The following is a 21359-nucleotide window of genomic DNA, read 5'->3' on the forward strand; positions in this document are numbered from 1 at the left end:
CGAGCTCCCGGTGTCCCATCCTGCTAGCGAGGTGTCACAAAGCGCTGTCTCGGAGGCGTGCGTGCGGCACTTCCTGACACCTCAGCCCTGCGTCATGCCCGACGCGCGCGTTATCCCGCCACGGCCTCCGCGATCGCGGCCCCGAGCTCGACCGTTGTCGCCATGCCGCCGAGGTCGGGGGTGAAGGGCGCAGCATCCGCTCCCCTGGCGAGAACGTCCTCGATCGCGGCGAGCACGGCGGCGGCGGCATCCGCGTGGCCGAGGTGTTCGAGCATCATCGCTCCGCACCAGATCTGGCCGATGGGGTTCGCGATGCCGCGCCCGGCGATGTCGGGAGCCGAGCCGTGCACCGGCTCGAACAGGCTCGGGAACAGGCCCTCGGGATTGATGTTGGCGCTCGGGGCGATGCCGATCGTGCCCGTGCAGGCCGGTCCGAGGTCCGACAGGATGTCGCCGAACAGGTTGCTCGCCACGACCACGTCGAACCAGTCGGGGTGCAACACGAAGTTCGCGGTGAGGATGTCGATGTGGAACTGGTCCCGCCGCACGTCCGGGTAGTCGGCGCCGACCGCGGCGACCCGCTCGTCCCAGTAGGGCATCGAGATCGAGATGCCGTTGCTCTTGGTCGCCGAGGTGAGGTGCTTCGCCTCACGCCGCTGCGCCAGGTCGTACGCGTACCGCAGCACCCGGTCGACGCCGGTGCGGGTCATCACGGTCTCCTGCAGCACGAACTCGCGGTCGGTGCCCTCGAACATCCGCCCGCCGATCGACGAGTACTCGCCCTCGGTGTTCTCGCGCACGACGTAGAAGTCGATGTCGCCGGGTTCGCGCCCGGCGAGGGGCGAGACGACCCCGGGCATCAGTCGCACCGGCCGCAGGTTCACGTACTGATCGAACGCGCGGCGGAACTGGATGAGGCTCCCCCACAGGCTCACGTGGTCGGGCACGACATCGGGCCAGCCGACCGCGCCGAAGTAGATGGCGTCGAAACCGCGGAGCGTCTCGAACCAGTCGTCCGGCAGCATCCGCCCGTGCTCCTGCCAGTACGCGGCGCTGGCGAAGTCGAACTCCTCGAACTCGAGCGAGATGTCGAACCGGGATGCCGCGGCTCGCATCACCCGCAGCCCCTCGGGCATGACCTCGGTGCCGATGCCGTCGCCGGCGATCACGGCGATGCGGTGGGTGGTGGTCATGGGGTTCCTTCCGGTTCGGCGGAGATGGCTTGCTTTCGAATCGCGCAACTGGTCGATCGTGGCCGCCAGGACCGACCAGTTGCGCGATTCGAAAGCACAAGGGGTCAGAGCACGTCGAGCTCGGCGGGGTGGTGACAGGCGACACGGTGAGTGCCGCCGTGATCGACCAGCTCCGGAACCTCCTCGGCGCACACCTCGGTCGCCTTCCAGCAGCGCGTGCGGAAGCGGCATCCGCTCGGCGGCGACACCGGACTCGGCACGTCGCCGGTGAGCACGATCCGTTCACGCGCGCGCTCGGCGCGTGGGTCGGGGACCGGGATCGCCGACAGCAGCGCCTGCGTGTACGGATGCCGCGGCCGCTCGTACAGGTCGTCGACCGGCCCCTCCTCGACCAGCTTTCCGAGGTACATGACCCCGACGCGGTCGCTGAGATGCCGCACCACGGACAGGTCGTGCGCGATGAAGAGGTACGTGAGGCCGAGGTCGCGCTGCAGGTCGTCGAGCAGATTCAGCACCCCGGCCTGCACGCTGACATCGAGGGCGCTGACCGGCTCGTCGAGCACGATGACCTCGGGCTCCACGGCGAGCGCGCGGGCGATGCCGAGGCGCTGTCGCTGTCCACCCGAGAACTCGTGCGGGAAGCGGTCGGCGTGCGCGGGGTTCAGCCCGACCTGGGCGAGCAGCTCCTCGACCCTTCGCTCATGCTGACCGCGGTGCAGTCCGTGGATCACGAGCGGCTCGGTCAGCGTCGCGCGCACCGACTTCCGCGGGTTCAGCGAGGCGTACGGATCCTGGAAGACGAACTGCACCCGCCGACGCAGCGCCCGCAGTCGCGAGCCCTCGACGCCCGTGATGTCCTGGTCTCCCAGTCGTATCGAGCCGCCGTCGCTCGATTGCAGCCGGGCGACGCTGCGCCCGAGCGACGACTTGCCGCAGCCGCTCTCGCCCACCAAGCCGAATGTCTGCCCGCCCTCGATCGAGAGGCTCACGTCCGACACCGCCTGCACGATGTCGCGCGTGCGGCCGAACAGGCCGCCGCCGACCTTGTACTCCTTCACGAGGTTGGTCACGGTCAGTCCGGTGCTCGTCGGCCGGTCCACCACGGGCTGGGTCACAGGACCGCCTCCTTCTGCCATTCGCCGACCCGCACGCACGCGGCGGTGTGGATGCCGGGAGCCGCACCAGCGGCATCCGCCTCGACACCCGAAGCCACCGCCACCACCGGCACCGCCGGCGGCACGACCACATCGCAGAGCCCGGCCACCGCATGCGCGCAGCGCGGGGCGAAGCGGCATCCGTCGGGCCATGCCGTCGCCACGGGAGGCTGACCGGCGATCTGGTACAGCCGGTCCTCGCGCGACGCGCGCCGGTCGATGCGGGGCAGCGAGGCCAGGAGCCCCGCCGTGTACGGGTGCGCCGTCTCGTAGAAGAGCGGGTCGACGTCGGCGGTCTCGACCAGGCCGCCCGCGTACATGACCATGACGCGATCGGCGGTCCCCGCGACGACGCCGAGGTCGTGCGTGATGAGCAGCACGGTCGACCCCGTGCGGCGCTGCACCTCGCGGAGCACCTCGAGCACCTGCGCCTGCACGGTCACGTCGAGCGCCGTGGTGGGCTCGTCGGCGATCAGCAGGTCGGGTTCGTTGGCGATGCTCATCGCGATCATCACGCGCTGACGCATGCCTCCGGAGAACTCGTGCGGAAAGCGATCGACGCGCAGCTCGGGCGAGGGGATGCCGACGATGTCGAGCAGTTCCACCGCCCTGGCGCGACGCTCGGCCGCCGAGCTCTCGGGTCGGTGCACGCGCACGGCCTCGATCAGCTGGTCGCCGACGCGCATCACCGGGTTCAGGGCGGTGAGCGCGTCCTGGAACACGACCGCGATGTCCTTCCCGCGGATCTCGCGCAGCGCGGCATCCGACATCCCGAGGAGTTCCGTGCCGCGGAACCGGATCGACCCGGTGACGACGGCGTTCTTCGGCAGCAGGCCCATGATCGCCATGGCGGTCATGGACTTGCCCGAACCCGACTCCCCGACGATCCCGACGGTCTCTCCCTCGTGCAGCACGAACGAGACGCCCTCGATGGCTCTCGCTCGTCCGGCATCCGTCGGGAAGCTGACCGACAGGTCCGTGACCTGGAGCAGCACGGCGCTCACAGGTTCTTCCCCTGCGGGTCGAGCGCGTCGCGCAGGCCGTCGCCGATGAAGTTCACGCACAGCACCGTGACGAGGATGAACAGGCCCGGGAAGTACAGCAGATACACCTGCGGGGTGCCGACGTAGCCGGCGGCCTGGCTGAGCATCGAGCCCCAGCTGGTCTGCGGCGGCTGCACCCCGAACCCGAGGAAGCTCAGCGTCGATTCCGCGATGATCGAGGATGCCACGGCGAGACTCATCGCGACGACGATGACGCCGGCGAGGTTCGGCAGCAGGTGCGAGACGACGATGCGGAATCCGGATGCTCCGATGCCGCGCGCTGCGTCGATGAAGTCCTTCTCACGCAGCGACAGCACCTGTGCCCGCACCACGCGGGCGATGTACGTCCAGCCGAGCGCGGTGAGCGCCAGCACGATCGTCGTCGGTGAGGGGCCGAGGCCCTGCAGGATCACCGCGAGCAGCGCGATCGCGGGAACGATGAGGAACAGGTCGGTGATGCGCATGATGAGCTCTCCGATCCAGCCGCCGACGTAGCCCGCGATCGCGCCGAGCGCGGTCCCGACGACCGTGGCGAGCAGCGCCACCGCGAGCCCGATCGCGAGGGAGATCTGCCCCGAGAAGAGGATCTCGCTGAGGTAGTCGCGGCCGAGTTCGTCGGTGCCGAGCCAGTGTGCACCCGACGGCGCCGTAGGTCCGAGCAGCAGGTCCTGCTGCCCCTGCGGATAGGGAGCGATCCAGCCGGCACCGAAGCAGGCGATCAGCAGAAGCACGAGCACCGCCAGACTCACGACGCCCAGCCGATGCCGCAGGAAACCCTTCAGCAGCTGGCGGGTGGGCGCCTTCTGCGGCTCCTGGTCGGCGAGCAGCTCTTCGCGCCCGGCGATGCCTGCACTGCTCATGACAGTCTCACTCTCGGGTCGAGCACCGCGTAGGCGATGTCGGCGATCAGGTTGCAGAGCACCACGGCCACGGCGACCACGATCATCCAGGGCAGCAGCACGAACACGTCGCCCGCGACGAGCGACTGCAGGAACAGCCGCCCCATGCCGGGAATGGCGAAGATCTGCTCGGTGACCACGAGCCCGCCGATCAGGATCGCCGCGTCCAGGGCCACGACCGTGACGAACGGGGCGAGGGAGTTGCGCACCGCGTGCCGCCAGATGACCTGTCGCCGCGGCACGCCCTTCGCTCGGGCTGTGCGCACGTAGTCGCTGGAGAGGGCATCGAGCATCGCGGCACGGCCGAATCGGCTCCACGACGCGACCAGCGCGATCATGAGCGCGGCGACCGGCAGGATCAGGTGACGGATGTAGTCCAGCACGCCGGTCTGCCCCGGCGAGTTCAGGCCGATGAAGTACAGCGGCGGCTCGCTGAGCCCGAACGCCTCCTTCGGCCACACGGCGAACGTCTGGATCAGGATGAGGCCGAACCAGAAGGCCGGCATCGCGATCCCGAGGTACGAGGCCCCCGTCAGCAGGTTGTCGCCGAGCGAGTACTGCCGCACGGCCGAGTAGACGCTGATGCCTCCGGCGATGAGGATCGCCACGAGCAGACCCCAGAACGCGAGCTGCAGGGTCGGCCACAGGGCCTCGCCGATCAGCGGGAGCACCGGGGTGCCGGTGCGCGTGCTCACACCCCAGTCGCCGACGACCATCGCCCGCAGCCACAAGAAGTACTGCTCGGGGATGGAGCGATCGAGGCCGAGCCGCTCGACCTCGCGGGCCAGAGCGGTCGGGTCCTGCGCCAGGCGGAGCTTGGCGAGCGGATCGAACGTCGCGCGCACCGCCCAGAACAGGACGAAGGAGGCGACGAGGATCACCGGGATCGAGTACAGCACCCGTCGTGTGATGAACGTGACCATGTCGTCGCCTCCTTCCTGTCCGAATTCTGTCCGCGTCGCTGAGCGTGCCGGGCCGCGGGGTCAGCCCGCGAGGCCCCACTCGGCGAGGTTCCAGAACGGGCCCTCGATCGGGTTGATCTGCAGCGGGCCGCCGACCTTCTCGCTCCACAGCAGCACGTTCGGCACGGCGTCGAGCGGGAGGGAGGGGACGTTCTCGGCGATCAGCGCGTCGCCTTCGTGGGATGCCGCGATGCGGGCATCCGTGTCGATCTCGCTGTCGACCTGGGTGAGCAGGTCGTCGAGGCCGGGGATGTCCGCCCGGTAGAAGTTGATGCCGGAGTACCCGTTCGCCTCGCTCGGGATGTTGACCGACGAGAACGTCGCGCTGAGCGTGGGGTCCGGGAACGTGTCGACGAGCGCCCAGATGCCGGCCTGGAATTCGCCCTCCGGCGCGATCGTGCCGAACAGGTCGGCCGGGGTGACCTGGTCGATGGTCATCTCGAATCCGGCATCCGCCAGCTGCGACTGCAGCACCTGCACCGTGAGGTCGCGGCGCTTGTTGCCGGCGAGCGTCTTGATCGAGAAGGTCGCGGTCTCGCCGCCCTTCGCCCAGACGCCGTCGGAGTTCTTCTCCCAGCCATCGCCCTCCATGAGCTCGTCGACCTTGTCGAGATCGAGCGTGTACTTCGAGAAGTCGTCCGACGCGAACGGTGCGACCATCGGCGAGTTGAAGCTCTGCTGCGCCTTGTCGATGCCGAGTCCGCCGAAGAGGCGCTTGACGATGGCGTCGCGGTCGATCGAATAGGCGAGTGCCTGGCGTACGGCGACCGAGTCGAAGGGGGCTGCGGCGTTGTTCAACCAGATGGCCTCCAGGTTGCCGCTGCGGGCGTCGACCTGCGACTTGATGCCGGGCAGCCCGGCCTCGATCTGGGTGAGCGCGTCGAGCTGCGGGGTCGGGGCGAGCACACTGACCTGGCCGCTCTTGAGCGCCTGGAACGCGGCCGTCGTGTCGGGCAGGAACAGGAAGGTCACCTTGTCGAGGTGCGGCTTCTCGCCCCAGTAGTTCTCGTTCGGCACGAGCGTGACCGACGTGCCGCGGGTCCACTTCTCGATCTTCCACGGGCCGCCGCTGAAGTCGTAGCCGTCGGCCATCATCGCGCCGCGGTCCTGCCCCTCGAGGATGTGGGCGGGCATGATCCCGTAGACGCTGAACAGCGTGCGCCATCCGGCGTAGGCGGAGTCGAGCGTGACCACGGCCTTCTTCGGGTCGCTCGCGTCGACATCGGCGATCCGGTCGTAGCCGGTCTTGTCGAAGATGTCGTCGCCGTCGCGGATCTGCAGGGCGGTGTAGGCGAAGTCGGCCGAGGTGATGGGCTCGCCGTCGGACCAGACGGCATCCGGGTTGATCTCGTAGGTGATCGTCTGCGTGCCGTCGTCGGCGACCTCGGTGGTCGGCTCGCCCGTGACGAGGTCGGAGGGCTGCGGAACCCACTCCTCGTCGACCAGACGCGTCTCGAACACGGCCGGCATGGTCGGGATCTGCATGACGTAGGTGCCCCAGATCGATCCTCCGCAGGTGGCGATCCAGTCGGCGCAGTCGGGTTCCTGCTCGGCGCCGATCACGAGTTCGCCGCCGTCGACGACGGCGACCTCCTCGTTCGTCTCGGCCGGTGCGGGAGCCGACGTGCAGGCGGCGAGGGAGCCGATCAGCGCGACGGTGCTGAGGGCCGCGATCAGGCGGCGACGGGAAGAGGGGACAGCGGTGCGGAGCAATGATTTCGACATGGACGGATCTCCAGTGAGCGTGCGACGAGGGAACAGTGCAGAGGGTGCTGTGGTGCGGGTGGTGGTCCGACTCTAGAACTGACCGCGATAGATAGCAAGCACTTTAGTCAATGTTCGTGACTATCGGTGAGATCGTCCGTGTTCCAGGGCTCTCCGGCCAGTGTGCGCAGCGCGAGTTCCTGCATCCGGCGCTGGGTGTGGACGGCACCCTCGAGGCCCGTCGGCTCGTGTCCGCCCTCGAAGATGTCGAGCACGACGTCGCCGCCGCGAGCGGCGAGCCGGTCGACATAGCCCTGCACGCCGACGACGGGCGTGCGGGTGTCGATCGAGCCCTGATTGATCCAGACGGATGCCGTGACGTCGTCGAGGTACGAGATGGCAGAGAACCGCTCGACGAGCTCGGGCGGCACCCACGAGCTCCAGACCGTGCGCACGGCGGGGTTCATCGCCTCGATCGTGACCGACCAGTCGGCGACCGCGACCTGCGCGAGTCCGCCGGCGAACAGGTCGGGCAGGCGACCCACGCTGAGGAGGGTCATATGCCCGCCGTACGACTCCCCCGTGACGAACGTGGATGCCGGGTCGGCGAGGCCCTGCGCGCGCAACCAGGCGATCGCCGCCTGCACGTCTTCGATCTCACGGTCCCCGCCGACGTTCCAGAAGCCCTCGCGGAAGGCCCGCCCGAACGTCACCGATCCGCGGTAGTTCAGCGCGGCGTAGGCGAAGCCGGCGTCGAGCCAGGCCTGGGCCGACGAGTCGTAGCGGTCGACCACGACGAGGTTGGGTCCGCCGTGGATCGCGAGGATCGTTCCGAGCGGCTCGCGCCCCGAGGGGCGCCCCGACCAGAGCTGGATCTTCGTGCCGTCGGCGCTGGTCACCAGCGTGGAGGAGAGCGGATGCCCCGGCGGCACGGCCGCGGGCGCGATGAGGGTCTTCTCGACACCGTCGAGAGCCATCTCGGTGACGTGCAGCGGCACGGCCCAGCTCGAGCGCAGCGCGCGCACGGCGCCGTCGGGTGCGAAGTACGACGTCCAGTAGTACGGGTGCAGGTTCGCGACATCCGGCTCGGCGAAGCTGCCGCCCTCGAGCACAGTGCGCGCCGTGCCGTCGGCCTCGTGCAGTTCGAGCAGATGCTGGATGCCGTCGCGGTCGATGTGCAGGGCGAGCACACGCCCGCTCGGCGCGTGCCAGTCGAGCGCGAGCACCTCGCCGGTGAGCGCAGGCAGGTCGAAGTCGCGGCGCTCTCCGGTGCGCGGATGCCAGATGGCAGGGCGGGAGAACCCGCTGCGTTCGGTGTTCACCAGCAGTCGTTCGTCGCCGGGCGTGGAGGAGAAGCGCACGGCACGGATCGGCCCGTCCGGCAGATCGTCGAGCGTCGCGACGTGCGCTCCGGTTACACCATCCACCACGGTGATCCGCGGACGACGGATGCCGGGATTGTGGTCGGTCGTGTCGATCGAGACGAGCGACCCGTCGTGCGAGGGCAGCCCGAACCAGGCCTCCACGGGGTTCGAGTAGACGATCCGCGGCTCGCCCCAGGGCGCTGCGGGGATCATCAGCACGTGGAATCCCTCTTCGTCGACGACCGTGGCGACGATCGTGGAGCCGTCGGTCGACGACTCCAATCCGCGCAGCACGTAGGGTTCGCGGCCGGGCGTGAGCTCGACCCGTTCCGATCCGTCGAGGGAGGTCGCGACGACTGCGCCGACCTCGGATCCGCCGCCGTCATCGATGTCGACGATCCAGCGTCCGTCGTTCGTGATGATGGCGCCGGTGCTCACGGCGAACGGCAGGGGCGCCGCTGGTTCGGCAGGCGCCGCCCAGACGCGGCCGCGCGCGCCGTCGGGGTGATTCTCGATCACCAGCGCGAGGTCGGCCGGGCCGGCGGCGGGGCGCACGGTGAGCAGGTGCGGCGTCGCGAAGCGCTCCGAGAGCGGGTCCGACGTGGATTCCTCCGGGGTGTGCAGCATCCTTGCCCTCTCCTCGCGATCGCCAATGGCGTTGACTATAGCATTGGCTAAGCTCTCGGACCAGGGATCCGTTCGTTGTCGATGACGCTGACAGACAGCGTGACGACGGTGAGGTACCGTGATCTCTGCGTGACCGATTCCCGGTGACGAGAGCGAAGGAGTGACTCGATGGCGACTCGGAAGGCCGCGGGCACGGCGAAGGCGCCGACCCGCACGAACGGCACCGCCGCCCGCCCCCGACGCGCCCGCGACTCGCTCAGCCGCGAGATCATCGTGGCCGCCGCCGACCGTGTCGTCGAGCGCGAGGGTCTCGACCGCCTCACCTTCCAGGCGATCGGCGAAGAGCTCGGCGCGCACCCGACCTCGATCTATCGGCACTTCCGCGACAAGGACGAGCTGCTCCTCGCCCTCATCGACACTCTTCGCGCCCGCTCCTACAGCGGCGGCATGGTCGCGACGGACGACTGGCTCGCCGACCTGCGCACTCAGGCGCACCTCATCCACGACCACTACATGCGCTACCCCGAGTTCGCGCTGCAGATGGCCCTGCGCCGGCCCACCGACTTCACGTCGATGGAGTTCTCGATCGGCGCGCTGCGACGCGGCGGCTACGAGCCGGAGCAGGCGGCGCTGTACGCCCGAGCTCTCGGGCAGCTGATCCGCTCGGCATCCAGCATCCAGGCTGCGCTCACGGCACTGCCGGCCGACGTGCAGGACGCCGACGAGCTCACGTGGCAGATGGACTACCGGCGGCTCGACGTAGCCGAGTTCCCGAACATCGCGTGGACGGGCGACAGCCTCCCCGGCATCCGCGATCCCCGCGCCTGGGAGACTGCGCTCGATCTGCTCCTGGAGAGCATCGAGCGCCACGCGCCCGGCGCCTGAGCCGCCTCTGCTCGCCCGCACTGCGGAGGGGATCTGCACTTCGGAGGATGATCCCAGCCGGATCGGTCCTCCGTAGTGCAGATCTCCTCCGAAGCGCTGAGGGCTCGGGAGGAGAACTCCGCCTGGGCGGAGCATCCGCTCCGGGGCATCCGCCCGAGAGCGGGAACCCCTCCGGATGCTTCGCCTACGGCTTCCGAACCTCCGGATGCTGCGCCTCCGGATGCTGCGCGGTCGCGCCCGTGAGCTCGTCGAGCATTCCGGCGACGAGCTCGATCCGCTCCATCATCGAGTCGATCGACACCCACTCGTGATCGGCGTGCGCGCCGGCGCCGCGCGGCCCGAGTCCGTCGAGGGTTCGCGCGCCGACCGCGGCGGTGAAGTTGCCGTCGGATGCTCCGCCGGCGGAGACCGCTTCCACCTCTGGATGCCCGAGACGCGCGGCGACCCGACGGGCACAGGCGAGCAGCTCCGCCGACACGCTCTCCTCCATCGGCGGGCGGTTGATGCCTCCCGAGACCGACACGGTCACGTCGTCGGTGTGCGCGCCGAGCTGCTGCATCGCGGCATCCACTCGTTCCAGCTCACCCAGCGACCACGCCCGCACATCGATTCGGAGGTCGGCGTGTTCCGGGATGACGTTGGTCACGGTCCCCGCCTGCGCGACCGTCGGGCTCACCGTGGTCCCCGCGGCATCATCAGCCAGACGGGGCAGCGCGAGCACGTGGTGTGCGAGCTCGGCGAGCGCGCTGCGTCCCTTCCACGGTTCGAGGCCGGCATGCGCCGCGCGTCCGGCGAAGCCGATGCGGTAGATGCTGCCGCCGCGTCGCGCGATCTTGAGCGCACCGTCGAGGCTCGGTTCGAGCACCAGCACGGTGCCGGCTCGCGCCGCCTCCCGCTCGATCAGTGCGCGCGAGGTGAGCGAGCCCACTTCTTCGTCGCTCGACAGCAGCACCGCGACCGAGCCGGGCCGAGCGATCCGCTCGAGTGCGGCCGCCATGATCACGATGCCCGCCTTCATGTCGAAGACCCCGGGGCCGGTGGCGCGGTCGCCGTCGACGTGGAACGGTCGGTCGACGGTCGTCCCCTTCGGGAAGACGGTGTCCAGGTGCCCGAGCAGCAGCACCGACGGAGCACCCCCGCCCGACCAGCGCAGGTGGTCGATGCCGTCGACGGTCTCGATCATCCCCGCCTCGCCGATCACGGGATCGAGCCACGAGCACACCAGGCGCTGCGCAGCCGCGAGTCCATCGGCATCCCCGGTGGGCGTCTCGACCGAGACGAGTTCAGCCAGGCGCTCGATCTCGCGGCTCCGCGCGTTCATGCCGCGACCTCGACGGTCGAGAGGAAGTCGCGCAGTGCGGCGGCCGTCGCAGCCGGCGCTTCCTCTGCCAGGTAGTGGTCGGCCTCGATCGCGGCTCCCGTGACGCCAGGCGCATACGGCGCCCAGGTCGCGAGCATGTCGAAGTTGCGGCCGACGTAGCTGTGCGCTCCCCACAGGGCGAGCACCGGGCAGTCGACCGTGCGGCCGGCGCCACGATCGGCGCGGTCGTGATCGAGATCGACGGATGCCGCGGCGCGATAGTCCGCGCAGGACGCGAACACCGAGTCGCTGTCGAAGCACCGCAGGTACTCCGGCCAGGCGTCGGGAAGCCGATCGCTGTCGTGACGTCGCCCGGTGAAGCGACTCCGCAGCCAGGTCTCCCTGTCGGCATCGATGAGCGCCTCGGGAAGCCCCCCGCTCCGGGCGAGGAAGAACCAGTGGAAGTACGCGGTGGCCATCTCGCGGTCGACGTTCTCGAACATGTGCAGCGTCGGCACGATGTCGAGCACGGCCACGGTTGCCACGGCATCCGCATGATCGAGGGCCATCCGATGCGCGACGCGCCCTCCTCGGTCGTGTCCGACGACGGCGAAGCGCGAGAAGCCGAGTTCGCGCATGAGCGTCACCTGATCCCGGGCCATCGCGCGCTTGTCGTAGTGATCGCCTCGCGGTTTGGCGGAGTCGCCGTAGCCGCGCAGGTCGGCGGCGACGACCGTGTGGTCGGCGGCGAGCGCCTCAGCCACGTCGTGCCACATCGCCTTCGTCTCGGGATAGCCGTGGAGCAGCAGCACCGGGGAGCCGGAGCCGCGCACGTCAGCGGAGATCCCGATGCCGTCGCAGTCCACCACCATCGTGCGGGGTGAGGTCATCGTCGTCCCACTCTCGAAGTCCAGTCAGCAAGTCAATCACGTTGACTATAGCAATGACCAGTCGGTGGAGATAGCCCTCCGGCTGTCGATTCCGGTCTCAGAGTGCCGCGACGGCCGCGACGAGCGGCGCCGCACCCGGCGCCGACGCCCTGACCCGCAGCGTGGTTCCGTCCGACGCGCGCACGATCAGCATCCGCCGCGCCGCCGCACCGCGCATCCGGTGCGAGACGATGTCGCGGTAGCGGATGCGGCGCTCCACACCGAACACCGTCCGGAAGGTGACCCCGTCCCCGCCCGGCAGCACATACCGGTTGCGATACGCCAGCAGCACCAGCAGACCGACGACGAGCAACACAACCGATGCGATGCGGAACGGCACCGGGTCGCGCATGTCACCGCTGCCGAAGCCCAGCAGCGACGACAGGGCGGCGAGAGCGAGCAGCACCCCGGCGACGATGGCGACGAACCGGGGCAGGCGGATGCGGGGATCCGGGGCCTTCGCGCGCGTCGAGCGCATGAAGAACGAGCGCACGAGCACCACGACGAAGACCAGCGCCAACGCGAAGAGCACGATCTTCAGCACGAAGGCGGGGATCATCCTCCGACGCTACCAAGCCCTGGCCGGCGTCAGCGCCGCGGGGCGCGACCCGTGCGCGCAGGCAGTGCGCCGGCGAAGAGCTCCGGATGCTGCGCCTGCACGGCCTCGAGATCGTCGAAGACGAACCGGAGGTGAGCGCGGAGCGCGGCGATGGCGGCATCCGCGTCGCCTGCGACGAGCGCATCGACGACGCGCTCGTGATCGTCGACGTAGTCCTGCACGTCGCGGGTCGCGCTCATGCCCACGTACCGGGCACGGTCGAGGTGCCCCTTCGCCGCGCTCACCGCCGCCCACGCGTTCCCATGCCCGGCGAGACCGAGGAGCGCGCGATGGAACTCCTCGTCGAGCGGGTAGAACGCATCGCGATCGGATGCCGTGCGCTGCCGCGCGAGGAGGGCGCGCAGCATCCGCTCCTCCTCCGCCGACGGCTGCGCGCAGGCCGCCAGCGAGGCCAGCTCGATGGCCTCGCGGATGAACTGCGCCTCGCGCACCCGGTCGGGATCGATGCGCGTGACGTACGTGCCGCTCTGCGGCCGCACCTCGACGAGACCCTCCTGCGCGATGAGGAGCAGCGCCTCGCGCACCGGCTGCCTGCTGAGGCCGAGAGCCGCGGCGAGCTCGTTCTCGGACAGCAGCACCCCGGGAGCGGAGCGCCCGACGATGATGTCATCGCGGATGCGCCCGTACGCGAGCGACCGCGCGGAAGGACGGTCGGCGGCGGGCATACGGTCACGATAGCTTGACACAACTTGTATGGCAGTGATTGCATGAGCGTGTCTCACAGGAGAGGAACCGCCTCCCCGAAGGAGCCTCCGAAGGAGCTTCCGATGACCATCGACAAGGCCGAGGTGATCGTCACCAGCCCCGATCGCAACTTCGTGACACTGAAGATCACGACCGCCGACGGGGTGACCGGGCTGGGCGACGCGACCCTCAACGGTCGCGAGCTCGCGGTCGTCGCCTACCTCTCCGAGCACGTCGTGCCGCTGCTGATCGGCGCCGACGAGTCGCGCATCGAGGACACCTGGCAGTTCCTCTACCGCAGCGCCTACTGGCGGCGCGGACCCGTGACGATGGCCGCGATCGCCGCCGTCGACATGGCGCTGTGGGACATCAAGGGCAAGGTCGCCGGGCTCCCCGTCTACCAGCTGCTCGGCGGGGCGAGCCGGAACGGGCTGATGGCCTACGGCCACGCGTCCGGCAAGGAGCTGCCGGAGCTGTTCGACTCGATCCGCGCGCACCAGGCGCAGGGATACAAGGCGATCCGCGTGCAGACCGGCGTGCCCACCCTCAAGGCGATCTACGGCATCGCCGCCCAGGGCGCCGACGTCGGCGACGCGAGCGTGCGGTACGACCACGAACCGGCCCGCCGTGGCGCGAAGCCGGTCGAGGAGGACTGGGACACCCGCGCCTACCTCACCCACCTGCCCGGCGTGCTCGAGGCCGTGCGCAACGAGTTCGGTCCCGGCATCCCGCTCCTGCACGACGGCCACCACCGGATGACGCCTATCCAGGCCGCGCGCCTCGGCAAGGATCTCGAGCCGTACGACCTGTTCTGGCTCGAGGACTGCACGCCCGCCGAGAACCAGGAGGCGCTGCGCCTCGTGCGCCAGCACACCACGACGCCGTTGGCGATCGGCGAGATCTTCAACACGGTCTGGGACTTCAAGGACATCATCCGCGACCAGCTCATCGACTACGTCCGCGGCGCCGTCACCCACATGGGCGGCATCACCGCGCTGAGGAAGACCCTCGACTACGCCGCGATGTACCAGATCAAATCCGGCATGCACGGCCCGACCGACATCTCGCCCGTCGGCATGGCCGCCGCGATGCACCTCGGACTCGCGATCCACAACTTCGGCATCCAGGAGTACATGCAGCACGGCGCACGCACCGATCAGGTCTTCGAGCAGTCCTTCACCTGGACCGACGGCTACCTGCACCCCGGCGACAACCCGGGCCTCGGCGTCGAACTCAACGTCGACGAGGCGGGCAAGTACCCTTACGAGCAGGCATACCTCCCCTACAACAGGCTTCTCGACGGAACGGTGCACGACTGGTGACCGACGCACGACCACTGAGCACGGCCGAGACCCCGATCGTCGTGATGGGCGTCTCCGGCGTCGGCAAGACGACCATCGGCGTGCAGCTGGCGGCTCGGCTGGGAGTCGACTTCGTGGATGCCGACGACCTGCACGGACCCGAGAACATCGCGAAGATGAGCGCGGGCATCCCGCTCGTCGACGCGGACCGCTGGCCGTGGCTCGACCTGGTCGGCGCCGCGCTCATCGCCGAGCCGGGGGCCGTCGTCGCATGTTCCGCGCTGCGACGCAGCTACCGCGATCGGCTGCGGGCCACCGCGCCGGAGACCCTGTTCGTGCACCTCGCCGCCGCACCCGAACGGGTCGCCCTGCAGGCGGAGGCCCGCGCCGGCCACTTCATGCCGCCCGCGCTGCTGCAGTCGCAGATCGCGACCCTCGAGCCGCTCGAGCCCGACGAGCGGGGCATCACCGTGATAGTCGATGCGGGACCCGAGGAACTCGTCGACCGGATCGTTCACTCGTTGGCAGGTGAGCGGGAAGGGTCCGAGAAGTAGGCTGAACGCATCATGCAAGAGTTCCTTCAATGGGCGGGCAGCTACTGGTGGCTCATCTTCCCCGTCATGGGGATGGCCGGTGGCGCCGCCAAGGCCTGGGAACAGGGCGCGAAGCGCCGGCATGAGCGCCGCCTCGAGACCCTGAAGATGAAGGCGCAGCTGAAGACCGCCGAGATCGAGGCGCGGGCCCTCAACCAGCAGATGAAGCGACGCGGGCCCTCGGTCGTCGACACCACGGCATCCGTCGTTCCCGACGACCTGCTCGTGCGTCTGTTCGCCGAGCACGACGAGATCACCGCCCGCTGGCTGGACTACGAGCTCGACGTCGCGAAGCTGATCGCCTTCCCCGCCATGAGCGACGGCCGCCAGCCGCTGACGGCCGCTTTCCTGCGGGCCAAGAAGACGGCGGATGCTCTGCGCCCGGCATCCGCCGAAGCCAAGGTCAGCGAGCACCAGGTCGCCGAGTACCTGCAGGCGGTCGGCGACTACGCCGTCGCGTTCGAGATCGCCGAGAAAGATGCCCGGCGCCTGCGCGACTCGACCTTCACCGAGCCGGAGCGCAAGCGCCTCGATCGAGCGCAGCAGCTGCTCAAGGTCGCTGTCGACGAGTCGGCCACGCAGGCCGAGCGCAACGTCGCCTACAAGCGGGTGCGCGAAGAGCTCGACGGACTGATCCTGCTCTCCGACGATGCGGTCACCGTGCTCGAGCAGCAGGTGGCCCGCGAGATCTCCGCGCCGGTCACCCCGGCGGTCGAGCCGGCGCCCGAACCGGTCCGGATGCCGCTGGCCGAGCCCCAGCATCCGACGCCCCGCGAGGGCGCATGACCCCCGAGAACGTCACCGGCCCGGTCGCGCATCACGCCGAGACTCCGGTGTGGTGGCCGGGATGGGGCGGATTGCGCTGGGTCGACGGGCACGCCGGCGACCTGCTCACGCTGCGCGACGACGGCGTGACCCGGCAGCACATCGACGACGAGTACCTCGCGTTCGCCCGGCCCCGCACGACCGGCGGCTTCGTCGCCGTCGGCGCCCGCACGCTCTACCTCGCGGACGAACCCGAGGGCGATACCCGCGCGGTCGCGACCCTGCTCGACGACCCGGCCGTGCGCATGAACGACGGATGCTGCGATCCCCGCGGCCGTCTGCTCACCGGATCCATGGCGTATGACTCGACGCCGGATGCCGGGGTGCTGCTGCGCCTCGACGCCGACCTGTCCGTGACCACGGTGCTGCCGAAGACGACGATGTCGAACGGGATCGCCTACGCCCCCGACGGCGGCCGCGTCTATCACGTCGACACCGGTGCGCAGCGGATCAACGTGTTCGATTTCGTCGACGGCGAGTTCGGGGAACGGCGGATGCTGGCACGCATCCCCGAGAACGAAGGAAGCCCCGACGGGCTCACCGTCGCCGCCGACGGCACCGTCTGGGTCGCGATCTGGGGCGGATCGGCCGTGCATGGCTACGCTCCCGACGGCTCGCTCATCGAGCGGATCGAGCTGCCCGTGCCGCAGGTGAGCGCCTGCACCTTCGGCGGCCACGACCTCGGCACCCTCTTCATCACGACGTCGGCGCAGGACATGCCCGACGATCACGGCACCGAAGCCGGATCCGTGTTCGCGGTGACACCCGGGGTGCGCGGCATCCCGGTACTCCCGTTCGCGGGCTGACGAGATCAGAGGACGCATGGCGCAGAAGACGATCGTGATCACCGGAGCATCCGACGGGATCGGCGCTGCGGCCGCACGACAACTGGCGTCGTCCGGTCATCGGCTGATCCTCGTCGGACGTTCGGTCGAGAAGACGGCCGCCGTCGCACGCGAGACCGGAGCCGAGCACCTCACGGCCGACTTCGCGCGCCTCGACGACGTCCGCGAGCTGGCCGACCAGCTCGCCGCGCGGTTCGGCGACGACGGCATCGACGTGCTGGCGAACAATGCCGGCGGCATCTTCGGAGATCGGACCCCGACCGTCGACGGCTTCGAGAAGACGATCCAGGTGAATCACCTCGCGCCCTTCCTCCTCACTATTCTCCTGCTGCCGCAGCTGCGGAAGGCGGATGCCGCCGTCATCAACACCTCGAGCGTCGGGCACCGCATCTTCGGGAACATCGACGTCGACGACCTCGACAACCGGAAGAAGTTCAGCGCGAACAAGGCGTACGGCGACGCGAAGCTCGCGAATGTGCTGTTCACGAAGAGCCTGCACGCGAAGTTCCACGCCGACGGCCTCAGCGCGGTCGCGTTCCACCCGGGAGTGGTGCGCACGAACTTCGCGGCGGGGTCGTCGAGCGTCATGCGGCTGATCTACCGCACGCCGCTCAGGCACCTGCTCACGATCAGCACCGACAAGGGCGGCGAGACTCTCCGGTGGTTCATCGAGGGCACGCCGGGCGTGACCTGGGAGTCCGGGGCGTACTACGACGAGCGGGTACTGACGATGCGCGTGAACCCACAGGTCGAGGACGCGGCCCTCGCCGAGGCGCTCTGGCTGAAGAGCGCGGAGCTCGTGGGTCTCTCCCCCGGCCTTTAGAATCGCGCAACTGGCCGGTGCGACGGCCGATCATCGACCAGTTGCGCGATTCGAAAGCCATAGCCGACGAAGGGAACACCATGCAGATCGACCTCAGCGGCAAGACCGCGCTCGTCACGGGATCGACCCAGGGCATCGGCCGCGCGATCGCGACGGCGCTGGCGGATGCCGGAACACGGGTCGCCGTCAACGGACGCAGCGCCGACACCGTGGCATCCGTCATCGACTCCCTTCGTGCGGAGAACGCCGCCCGCGATCTCATCGCAGCGCCCGGTGACGTCACGAACGAGGCCGGAACGGATGCCGTGCTCACCGCGGTCGGCGACATCGACATCCTCGTGAACAACCTCGGCATCTTCGGCGCGACGCCGGCGCTCGACATCACCGACGACGAGTGGCGCCGCTACTTCGACGTGAACGTGCTGGCCGCGGTGCGCCTGATCCGTGCGACCCTGCCCGGCATGAAGGAGCGCGGCTGGGGCCGGGTGCTCAACATCGCGAGCGACTCGGCCGTCGTGATCCCTGCCGAGATGATCCATTACGGCATGTCGAAGACCGCGCTGCTCGCCGTCTCGCGCGGATTCGCGAAGGATGCCGCCGGCACCGGCGTCACCGTGAACTCGGTGCTCGCCGGCCCGACCCACACCGGCGGCGTCGAGGACTTCGTCTACGAACTGGTCGACAAGGCGCTGCCATGGGACGAGGCCCAGCGCGAGTTCATGAGGCTGCACCGGCCGCAGTCGCTACTGCAGCGGCTGATCGAGCCCGAGGAGATCGCGAACATGGTCGCGTATCTCTCCTCGCCGCTGGCCTCCGCGACGACGGGCGCTGCGGTGCGGGTCGACGGCGGCTACATCGACTCGATCGTCCCGTAGCGCCGCGCCTCGCGCGATGCTGGATCAAAAACGCATCGCGACCGCGCCTTCCGGATGCATTTCTGATCCAGCGTGCGCCTGCGAGAACGGATGCGCATCATGGCGCGGTCGCGCTGTGCGGGGTGTTCACGTACAAGCGCTGCTGTGACTCGGTTCTGCGGCGGCTCGGGGCCTGACTTCTGCGGCCATCCCGAACTTCTGCGGCCATTCGGGGCAGATGAGGCCGCAAAAGTTGGGATTGGCCGCAGAAGTAGGCGTGCAGGGATGGGAAGAGCCCCTCAGTCGCGGTCGCGCACCTCTATGTTGGCGACCTCGAGGTCTTCATCGAGCTGCACGAGGATGCGGGAGTCGGGGAACTGCTTCGGAGCGTCGAACGCCAGCAGCACGGCATCCGCGAACACGACGACCGAGGTCGCCTCGAGGTCGTCGCGCAGGTCGATCTGCTCGATCACGGGCTCGTCGTCGACGGCATCGTCGATGTCGTCGGCAACCTCGTCGATGACGGCCCGCCAGCGCGACTCGCTGACCGACAGGATGCGCGAGACGGCCTCGACGAGCGCCTCGTCGTCGAGCTCGTCCGCGGCGTCGTCGTCGAGCTCGGGATCGACGTTGACCGTCACGACCGTGCCGGCGGCGTCGATGCTGGCCCGGCCGTAGATCAGGCCGTTCTCGGCGACCGGTTCATCCAGCAGTCCGCTGTCGACGATACGGGCGAGCAGGTTCTCAAGCGGCGACGAGGTCATGAGTCCAGTCTTTCGCATCCGGCCGAGCGGCGGGTGTGAACCCTGGACACGTCGCCCGGACGGGAGCATGCTGAGCCTATGACCGCTTTCCAGACCACGCACGCGTTCAGCGGGTTCAGCGTCGACTCGATCGACGCGGCTCGCACCTTCTACGGCGAGACCCTCGGCATGGACGTCTCCGACAATGCCATGGGCTTCCTCCAGCTCAACCTGTCCGACGGTGGATCGATCTTCGTCTACTCGAAGCCCGACCACACGCCGGCGAGCTTCACGATCCTGAACTTCCCCGTCGATGACGTCGAGGCGGCGGTCGACGAGCTCAACGCTCGCGGCGTCGTGACCAAGATCTACACCGACCCCGATTCCGGCACCGACGACAAGGGCATCTCGCACGGCGCCCCCGGCAAGGGCCCGGACATCGCCTGGTTCACGGACCCCGCCGGCAACGTGCTCTCGGTTCTCGCCGGCTGACAGCGCGGGACGCGGGCCGCCGCTAGATCCGCGCAGCCAACCACTCGGTCTGGCGCAGCCACTGCACGGCCTGGCCGCCCTCGTGCCCGTTGAACTCGTAGACCTCGATCTCGGCATCCGTCGAACCGCAGTGGTTGAAGGCCGCGAACACGCTCGAAGGCAGCACGATCGGGTCCATGAGCGCGACCGAGAACAGCACGGGCGCCGAGATGCGGAGCGCGAAGTTCACCCCGTCGAAGTACGACAGCGTCTCGAACACCTGGTCGACCCGCGCGCGATGCACTGACAGGTAACGCGCGATCTCGGTGAACGGGTTGTCGGGGGTGAGCGGCACCGACCGGCGGAAGTGACACAGGAACGGCACGTCGGGCATCGCCGCCGAGACCGCCGGATGCAGGGCCGCGGCGGCCAGGCTGATGCCGCCGCCCTGGCTGCCGCCGGTCACACTGATGCGACTCTCGTCGACGGCATCCAGCTGCATCAGGGCATCGATCAGCAGCACGGCATCCGTGAAGACACGGCGATAGAAGTACGTGTCCGGATGCTGGATGCCGCGGGTCATGAACCCGGGAATCGCACCCTCCGAGCCGTGCGGGTCCGGGGTGTCGCCGCCTGAGCCCCAGCCGCTGCCCTGGCCACGCGTGTCCATCAGCACGTGCACGTAGCCCGCCGCCGCCCACTGCAGCCGCTCGCCCGGGAGGCCCCGACCCCCGTTGTAGCCGATGAACTCGACCACCGTCGGCAGCGGTCCCTCGACGCGGGGACGTGTGATCCAGGCGCGGATCGGCTCACCGCCGAATCCACTGAACGTCAGATCCTCGACGATCAGCTGAGTGATCGGGGTGGTGGCCGGCACGATGACCGGAGCGGCGGCGAGCGCACGTGACTCCGCGAGCGTGCGCGCCCAGAAGTCGTCGAAATCCGCGGGCTCGGCCACATCGGGCCGGAAGGAGCGGAGCTGGTCCAGGGGGAGATCGGTGAGAGCCATCGGCACGAGGCTAGCGGATCGTGTGTTCCAGACCGTCGAAGAAGTTCAGTATTCGGTGTTGCTAGGTACCGGTACTCAGTGATACTTTGTACCGGTACCCAGCATCACTGAGTACCGAACCAAGGAAAGGAGGACCCGATGGGCAAGCAGATGACCGAGATGCTCAAGGGCACTCTGGAGGGCATCGTTCTGGCCCTCCTCGCCGAGCAGCCGGCGTACGGGTACGAGATCACCGCGCGAGTACGCGACCACGGGTTCACCGACATCGCCGAGGGCACGATCTACGCACTCCTCGTGCGCATCGAGCAGAAGAACCTCGTCGATGTCGAGAAGGTCCCGAGCGAGAAGGGACCGCCCCGCAAGGTGTACACCCTGAACGCGGCGGGCCTGCAGGAACTCGAGGACTTCTGGACCACCTGGAGCTTCCTCAAGACGCACATCGAACAGCTGAACACGAAAAGCACGAACAGCACGGGCACCACCGAGAACAGCACCACCGAGAACAGCACCACCGAGAACAAGGAGAACTGAG

22 protein-coding genes are annotated in these 21359 nt (G+C 69.0%); 9 read left to right on the plus strand and 13 right to left on the minus strand.

Annotated elements, in window-relative coordinates:
* Positions 1-110: 110 nt before the first annotated feature.
* The 7 genes from RS85_RS02510 to RS85_RS02540 form a co-directional block, all read right to left on the minus strand.
* On the minus strand, positions 111-1193 hold the full coding sequence (locus RS85_RS02510) for a tartrate dehydrogenase (protein ID WP_046011843.1): 1083 nt from the start codon (positions 1191-1193) through the stop codon (positions 111-113).
* 104 nt (positions 1194-1297) lie between these two features.
* A complete protein-coding gene (locus RS85_RS19435) occupies positions 1298-2308 on the minus strand; it encodes an ABC transporter ATP-binding protein (protein ID WP_235282311.1) in 1011 nt (336 codons plus the stop codon).
* The gene (locus tag RS85_RS19440) at positions 2305-3351 is read right to left on the minus strand and encodes an ABC transporter ATP-binding protein (protein WP_152642317.1); all 1047 of its coding nucleotides are present in this window, start codon (positions 3349-3351) and stop codon (positions 2305-2307) included. Before RS85_RS19440 ends, RS85_RS19435 begins: the two co-directional genes overlap by 4 nt.
* Positions 3348-4250, minus strand: coding sequence for an ABC transporter permease (locus RS85_RS02525; RefSeq protein WP_082087453.1), 903 nt, complete (start codon positions 4248-4250; stop codon positions 3348-3350). Before RS85_RS02525 ends, RS85_RS19440 begins: the two co-directional genes overlap by 4 nt.
* Entirely contained in the window at positions 4247-5212 is a 966-nt protein-coding gene (locus RS85_RS02530) for an ABC transporter permease (RefSeq protein ID WP_046011844.1), read from the minus strand. The genes RS85_RS02525 and RS85_RS02530 overlap by 4 nt, the downstream gene beginning before the upstream one ends.
* A gap of 60 nt (positions 5213-5272) precedes the next feature.
* Complete coding sequence (locus RS85_RS02535) at positions 5273-6976, minus strand: ABC transporter substrate-binding protein (RefSeq protein WP_082087454.1); 1704 nt, start codon at positions 6974-6976, stop codon at positions 5273-5275.
* Positions 6977-7083: 107 nt separating this feature from the next.
* Positions 7084-8946 (minus strand): S9 family peptidase, encoded by a 1863-nt coding sequence (locus RS85_RS02540; protein ID WP_046011845.1) that lies wholly within the window; start codon positions 8944-8946, stop codon positions 7084-7086.
* A 168-nt stretch (positions 8947-9114) separates the two neighbouring features.
* Between RS85_RS02540 and RS85_RS02545 the strand changes: the two genes are divergently transcribed.
* On the plus strand, positions 9115-9831 hold the full coding sequence (locus RS85_RS02545; RefSeq protein ID WP_046011846.1) for a TetR/AcrR family transcriptional regulator: 717 nt from the start codon (positions 9115-9117) through the stop codon (positions 9829-9831).
* 184 nt (positions 9832-10015) lie between these two features.
* On the opposite strand, the gene RS85_RS02550 is transcribed toward RS85_RS02545, so the two are convergent.
* The 4 genes from RS85_RS02550 to RS85_RS02565 form a co-directional block, all read right to left on the minus strand.
* Complete coding sequence (locus RS85_RS02550) at positions 10016-11152, minus strand: M20 family metallopeptidase (RefSeq protein WP_046011847.1); 1137 nt, start codon at positions 11150-11152, stop codon at positions 10016-10018.
* On the minus strand, positions 11149-12021 hold the full coding sequence (locus RS85_RS02555; RefSeq protein ID WP_046011848.1) for an alpha/beta hydrolase: 873 nt from the start codon (positions 12019-12021) through the stop codon (positions 11149-11151). Before RS85_RS02555 ends, RS85_RS02550 begins: the two co-directional genes overlap by 4 nt.
* A 97-nt stretch (positions 12022-12118) precedes the next feature.
* The gene (locus RS85_RS02560; RefSeq protein WP_046011849.1) at positions 12119-12619 is read right to left on the minus strand and encodes a hypothetical protein; all 501 of its coding nucleotides are present in this window, start codon (positions 12617-12619) and stop codon (positions 12119-12121) included.
* Between the two features lie 29 nt (positions 12620-12648).
* A complete protein-coding gene (locus RS85_RS02565) occupies positions 12649-13344 on the minus strand; it encodes a GntR family transcriptional regulator (RefSeq protein WP_046011850.1) in 696 nt (231 codons plus the stop codon).
* 102 nt (positions 13345-13446) lie between these two features.
* On the opposite strand from RS85_RS02565, the gene manD reads away from it, so the two are divergent.
* The 6 genes from manD (at position 13447) to RS85_RS02595 (ending at position 18625) form a co-directional block, all read left to right on the plus strand.
* A complete protein-coding gene (gene manD / locus RS85_RS02570; protein ID WP_046011851.1) occupies positions 13447-14685 on the plus strand; it encodes a D-mannonate dehydratase ManD in 1239 nt (412 codons plus the stop codon).
* On the plus strand, positions 14682-15218 hold the full coding sequence (locus RS85_RS02575; protein WP_235282312.1) for a gluconokinase: 537 nt from the start codon (positions 14682-14684) through the stop codon (positions 15216-15218). The genes manD and RS85_RS02575 overlap by 4 nt, the downstream gene beginning before the upstream one ends.
* 12 nt (positions 15219-15230) lie before the next feature.
* Positions 15231-16043: a hypothetical protein gene (locus RS85_RS02580; RefSeq protein WP_046011852.1), complete on the plus strand. Its 813-nt coding sequence runs from the start codon at positions 15231-15233 to the stop codon at positions 16041-16043.
* Positions 16040-16888 carry an SMP-30/gluconolactonase/LRE family protein gene (locus RS85_RS02585; protein WP_046011853.1) on the plus strand — a complete coding sequence of 283 codons (849 nt, stop codon included), beginning with the start codon at positions 16040-16042 and terminating at the stop codon, positions 16886-16888. Before RS85_RS02580 ends, RS85_RS02585 begins: the two co-directional genes overlap by 4 nt.
* Before the next feature lie 16 nt (positions 16889-16904).
* Positions 16905-17750: an SDR family NAD(P)-dependent oxidoreductase gene (locus tag RS85_RS02590; protein WP_046011854.1), complete on the plus strand. Its 846-nt coding sequence runs from the start codon at positions 16905-16907 to the stop codon at positions 17748-17750.
* A gap of 80 nt (positions 17751-17830) precedes the next feature.
* Positions 17831-18625 (plus strand): SDR family NAD(P)-dependent oxidoreductase, encoded by a 795-nt coding sequence (locus RS85_RS02595; RefSeq protein WP_046011855.1) that lies wholly within the window; start codon positions 17831-17833, stop codon positions 18623-18625.
* Positions 18626-18903: 278 nt separating this feature from the next.
* Here the strand turns inward: RS85_RS02595 and RS85_RS02600 are convergent, their stop codons facing one another.
* A complete protein-coding gene (locus RS85_RS02600) occupies positions 18904-19368 on the minus strand; it encodes a hypothetical protein (protein WP_046011897.1) in 465 nt (154 codons plus the stop codon).
* Positions 19369-19446: 78 nt separating this feature from the next.
* On the opposite strand from RS85_RS02600, the gene RS85_RS02605 reads away from it, so the two are divergent.
* Positions 19447-19839, plus strand: a complete 393-nt coding sequence (locus tag RS85_RS02605; RefSeq protein ID WP_046011856.1) for a VOC family protein — start codon at positions 19447-19449, stop codon at positions 19837-19839.
* 22 nt (positions 19840-19861) lie between these two features.
* Here RS85_RS02605 and RS85_RS02610 read toward each other — a convergent pair whose 3' ends face one another.
* A complete protein-coding gene (locus RS85_RS02610) occupies positions 19862-20827 on the minus strand; it encodes an acetylxylan esterase (protein ID WP_046011857.1) in 966 nt (321 codons plus the stop codon).
* A 138-nt stretch (positions 20828-20965) separates the two neighbouring features.
* Here RS85_RS02610 and RS85_RS02615 point away from each other — a divergent pair, with 138 nt between their 5' ends.
* The gene (locus RS85_RS02615) at positions 20966-21358 is read left to right on the plus strand and encodes a PadR family transcriptional regulator (protein ID WP_046011858.1); all 393 of its coding nucleotides are present in this window, start codon (positions 20966-20968) and stop codon (positions 21356-21358) included.
* Position 21359 lies beyond the last annotated feature (1 nt).

It is taken from the genome of Microbacterium sp. SA39, from assembly GCF_000967865.1.
Taxonomy (GTDB): Bacteria; Actinomycetota; Actinomycetes; order Actinomycetales; family Microbacteriaceae; genus Microbacterium.

Coding starts and splice junctions, on each gene's coding strand:
- RS85_RS02510 (WP_046011843.1), bottom strand. CDS start 1,193: ATGACCACCACCCACCGCATCGCCGTGATCGCCGGCGACGGCATCGGC.
- RS85_RS02525 (WP_082087453.1), bottom strand. CDS start 4,250: ATGAGCAGTGCAGGCATCGCCGGGCGCGAAGAGCTGCTCGCCGACCAG.
- RS85_RS02530 (WP_046011844.1), bottom strand. CDS start 5,212: ATGGTCACGTTCATCACACGACGGGTGCTGTACTCGATCCCGGTGATC.
- RS85_RS02535 (WP_082087454.1), bottom strand. CDS start 6,976: ATGTCGAAATCATTGCTCCGCACCGCTGTCCCCTCTTCCCGTCGCCGC.
- RS85_RS02540 (WP_046011845.1), bottom strand. CDS start 8,946: ATGCTGCACACCCCGGAGGAATCCACGTCGGACCCGCTCTCGGAGCGC.
- RS85_RS02545 (WP_046011846.1), top strand. CDS start 9,115: ATGGCGACTCGGAAGGCCGCGGGCACGGCGAAGGCGCCGACCCGCACG.
- RS85_RS02550 (WP_046011847.1), bottom strand. CDS start 11,152: ATGAACGCGCGGAGCCGCGAGATCGAGCGCCTGGCTGAACTCGTCTCG.
- RS85_RS02555 (WP_046011848.1), bottom strand. CDS start 12,021: ATGACCTCACCCCGCACGATGGTGGTGGACTGCGACGGCATCGGGATC.
- RS85_RS02560 (WP_046011849.1), bottom strand. CDS start 12,619: ATGATCCCCGCCTTCGTGCTGAAGATCGTGCTCTTCGCGTTGGCGCTG.
- RS85_RS02565 (WP_046011850.1), bottom strand. CDS start 13,344: ATGCCCGCCGCCGACCGTCCTTCCGCGCGGTCGCTCGCGTACGGGCGC.
- manD (WP_046011851.1), top strand. CDS start 13,447: ATGACCATCGACAAGGCCGAGGTGATCGTCACCAGCCCCGATCGCAAC.
- RS85_RS02580 (WP_046011852.1), top strand. CDS start 15,231: ATGCAAGAGTTCCTTCAATGGGCGGGCAGCTACTGGTGGCTCATCTTC.
- RS85_RS02585 (WP_046011853.1), top strand. CDS start 16,040: ATGACCCCCGAGAACGTCACCGGCCCGGTCGCGCATCACGCCGAGACT.
- RS85_RS02590 (WP_046011854.1), top strand. CDS start 16,905: ATGGCGCAGAAGACGATCGTGATCACCGGAGCATCCGACGGGATCGGC.
- RS85_RS02595 (WP_046011855.1), top strand. CDS start 17,831: ATGCAGATCGACCTCAGCGGCAAGACCGCGCTCGTCACGGGATCGACC.
- RS85_RS02600 (WP_046011897.1), bottom strand. CDS start 19,368: ATGACCTCGTCGCCGCTTGAGAACCTGCTCGCCCGTATCGTCGACAGC.
- RS85_RS02605 (WP_046011856.1), top strand. CDS start 19,447: ATGACCGCTTTCCAGACCACGCACGCGTTCAGCGGGTTCAGCGTCGAC.
- RS85_RS02610 (WP_046011857.1), bottom strand. CDS start 20,827: ATGGCTCTCACCGATCTCCCCCTGGACCAGCTCCGCTCCTTCCGGCCC.
- RS85_RS02615 (WP_046011858.1), top strand. CDS start 20,966: ATGGGCAAGCAGATGACCGAGATGCTCAAGGGCACTCTGGAGGGCATC.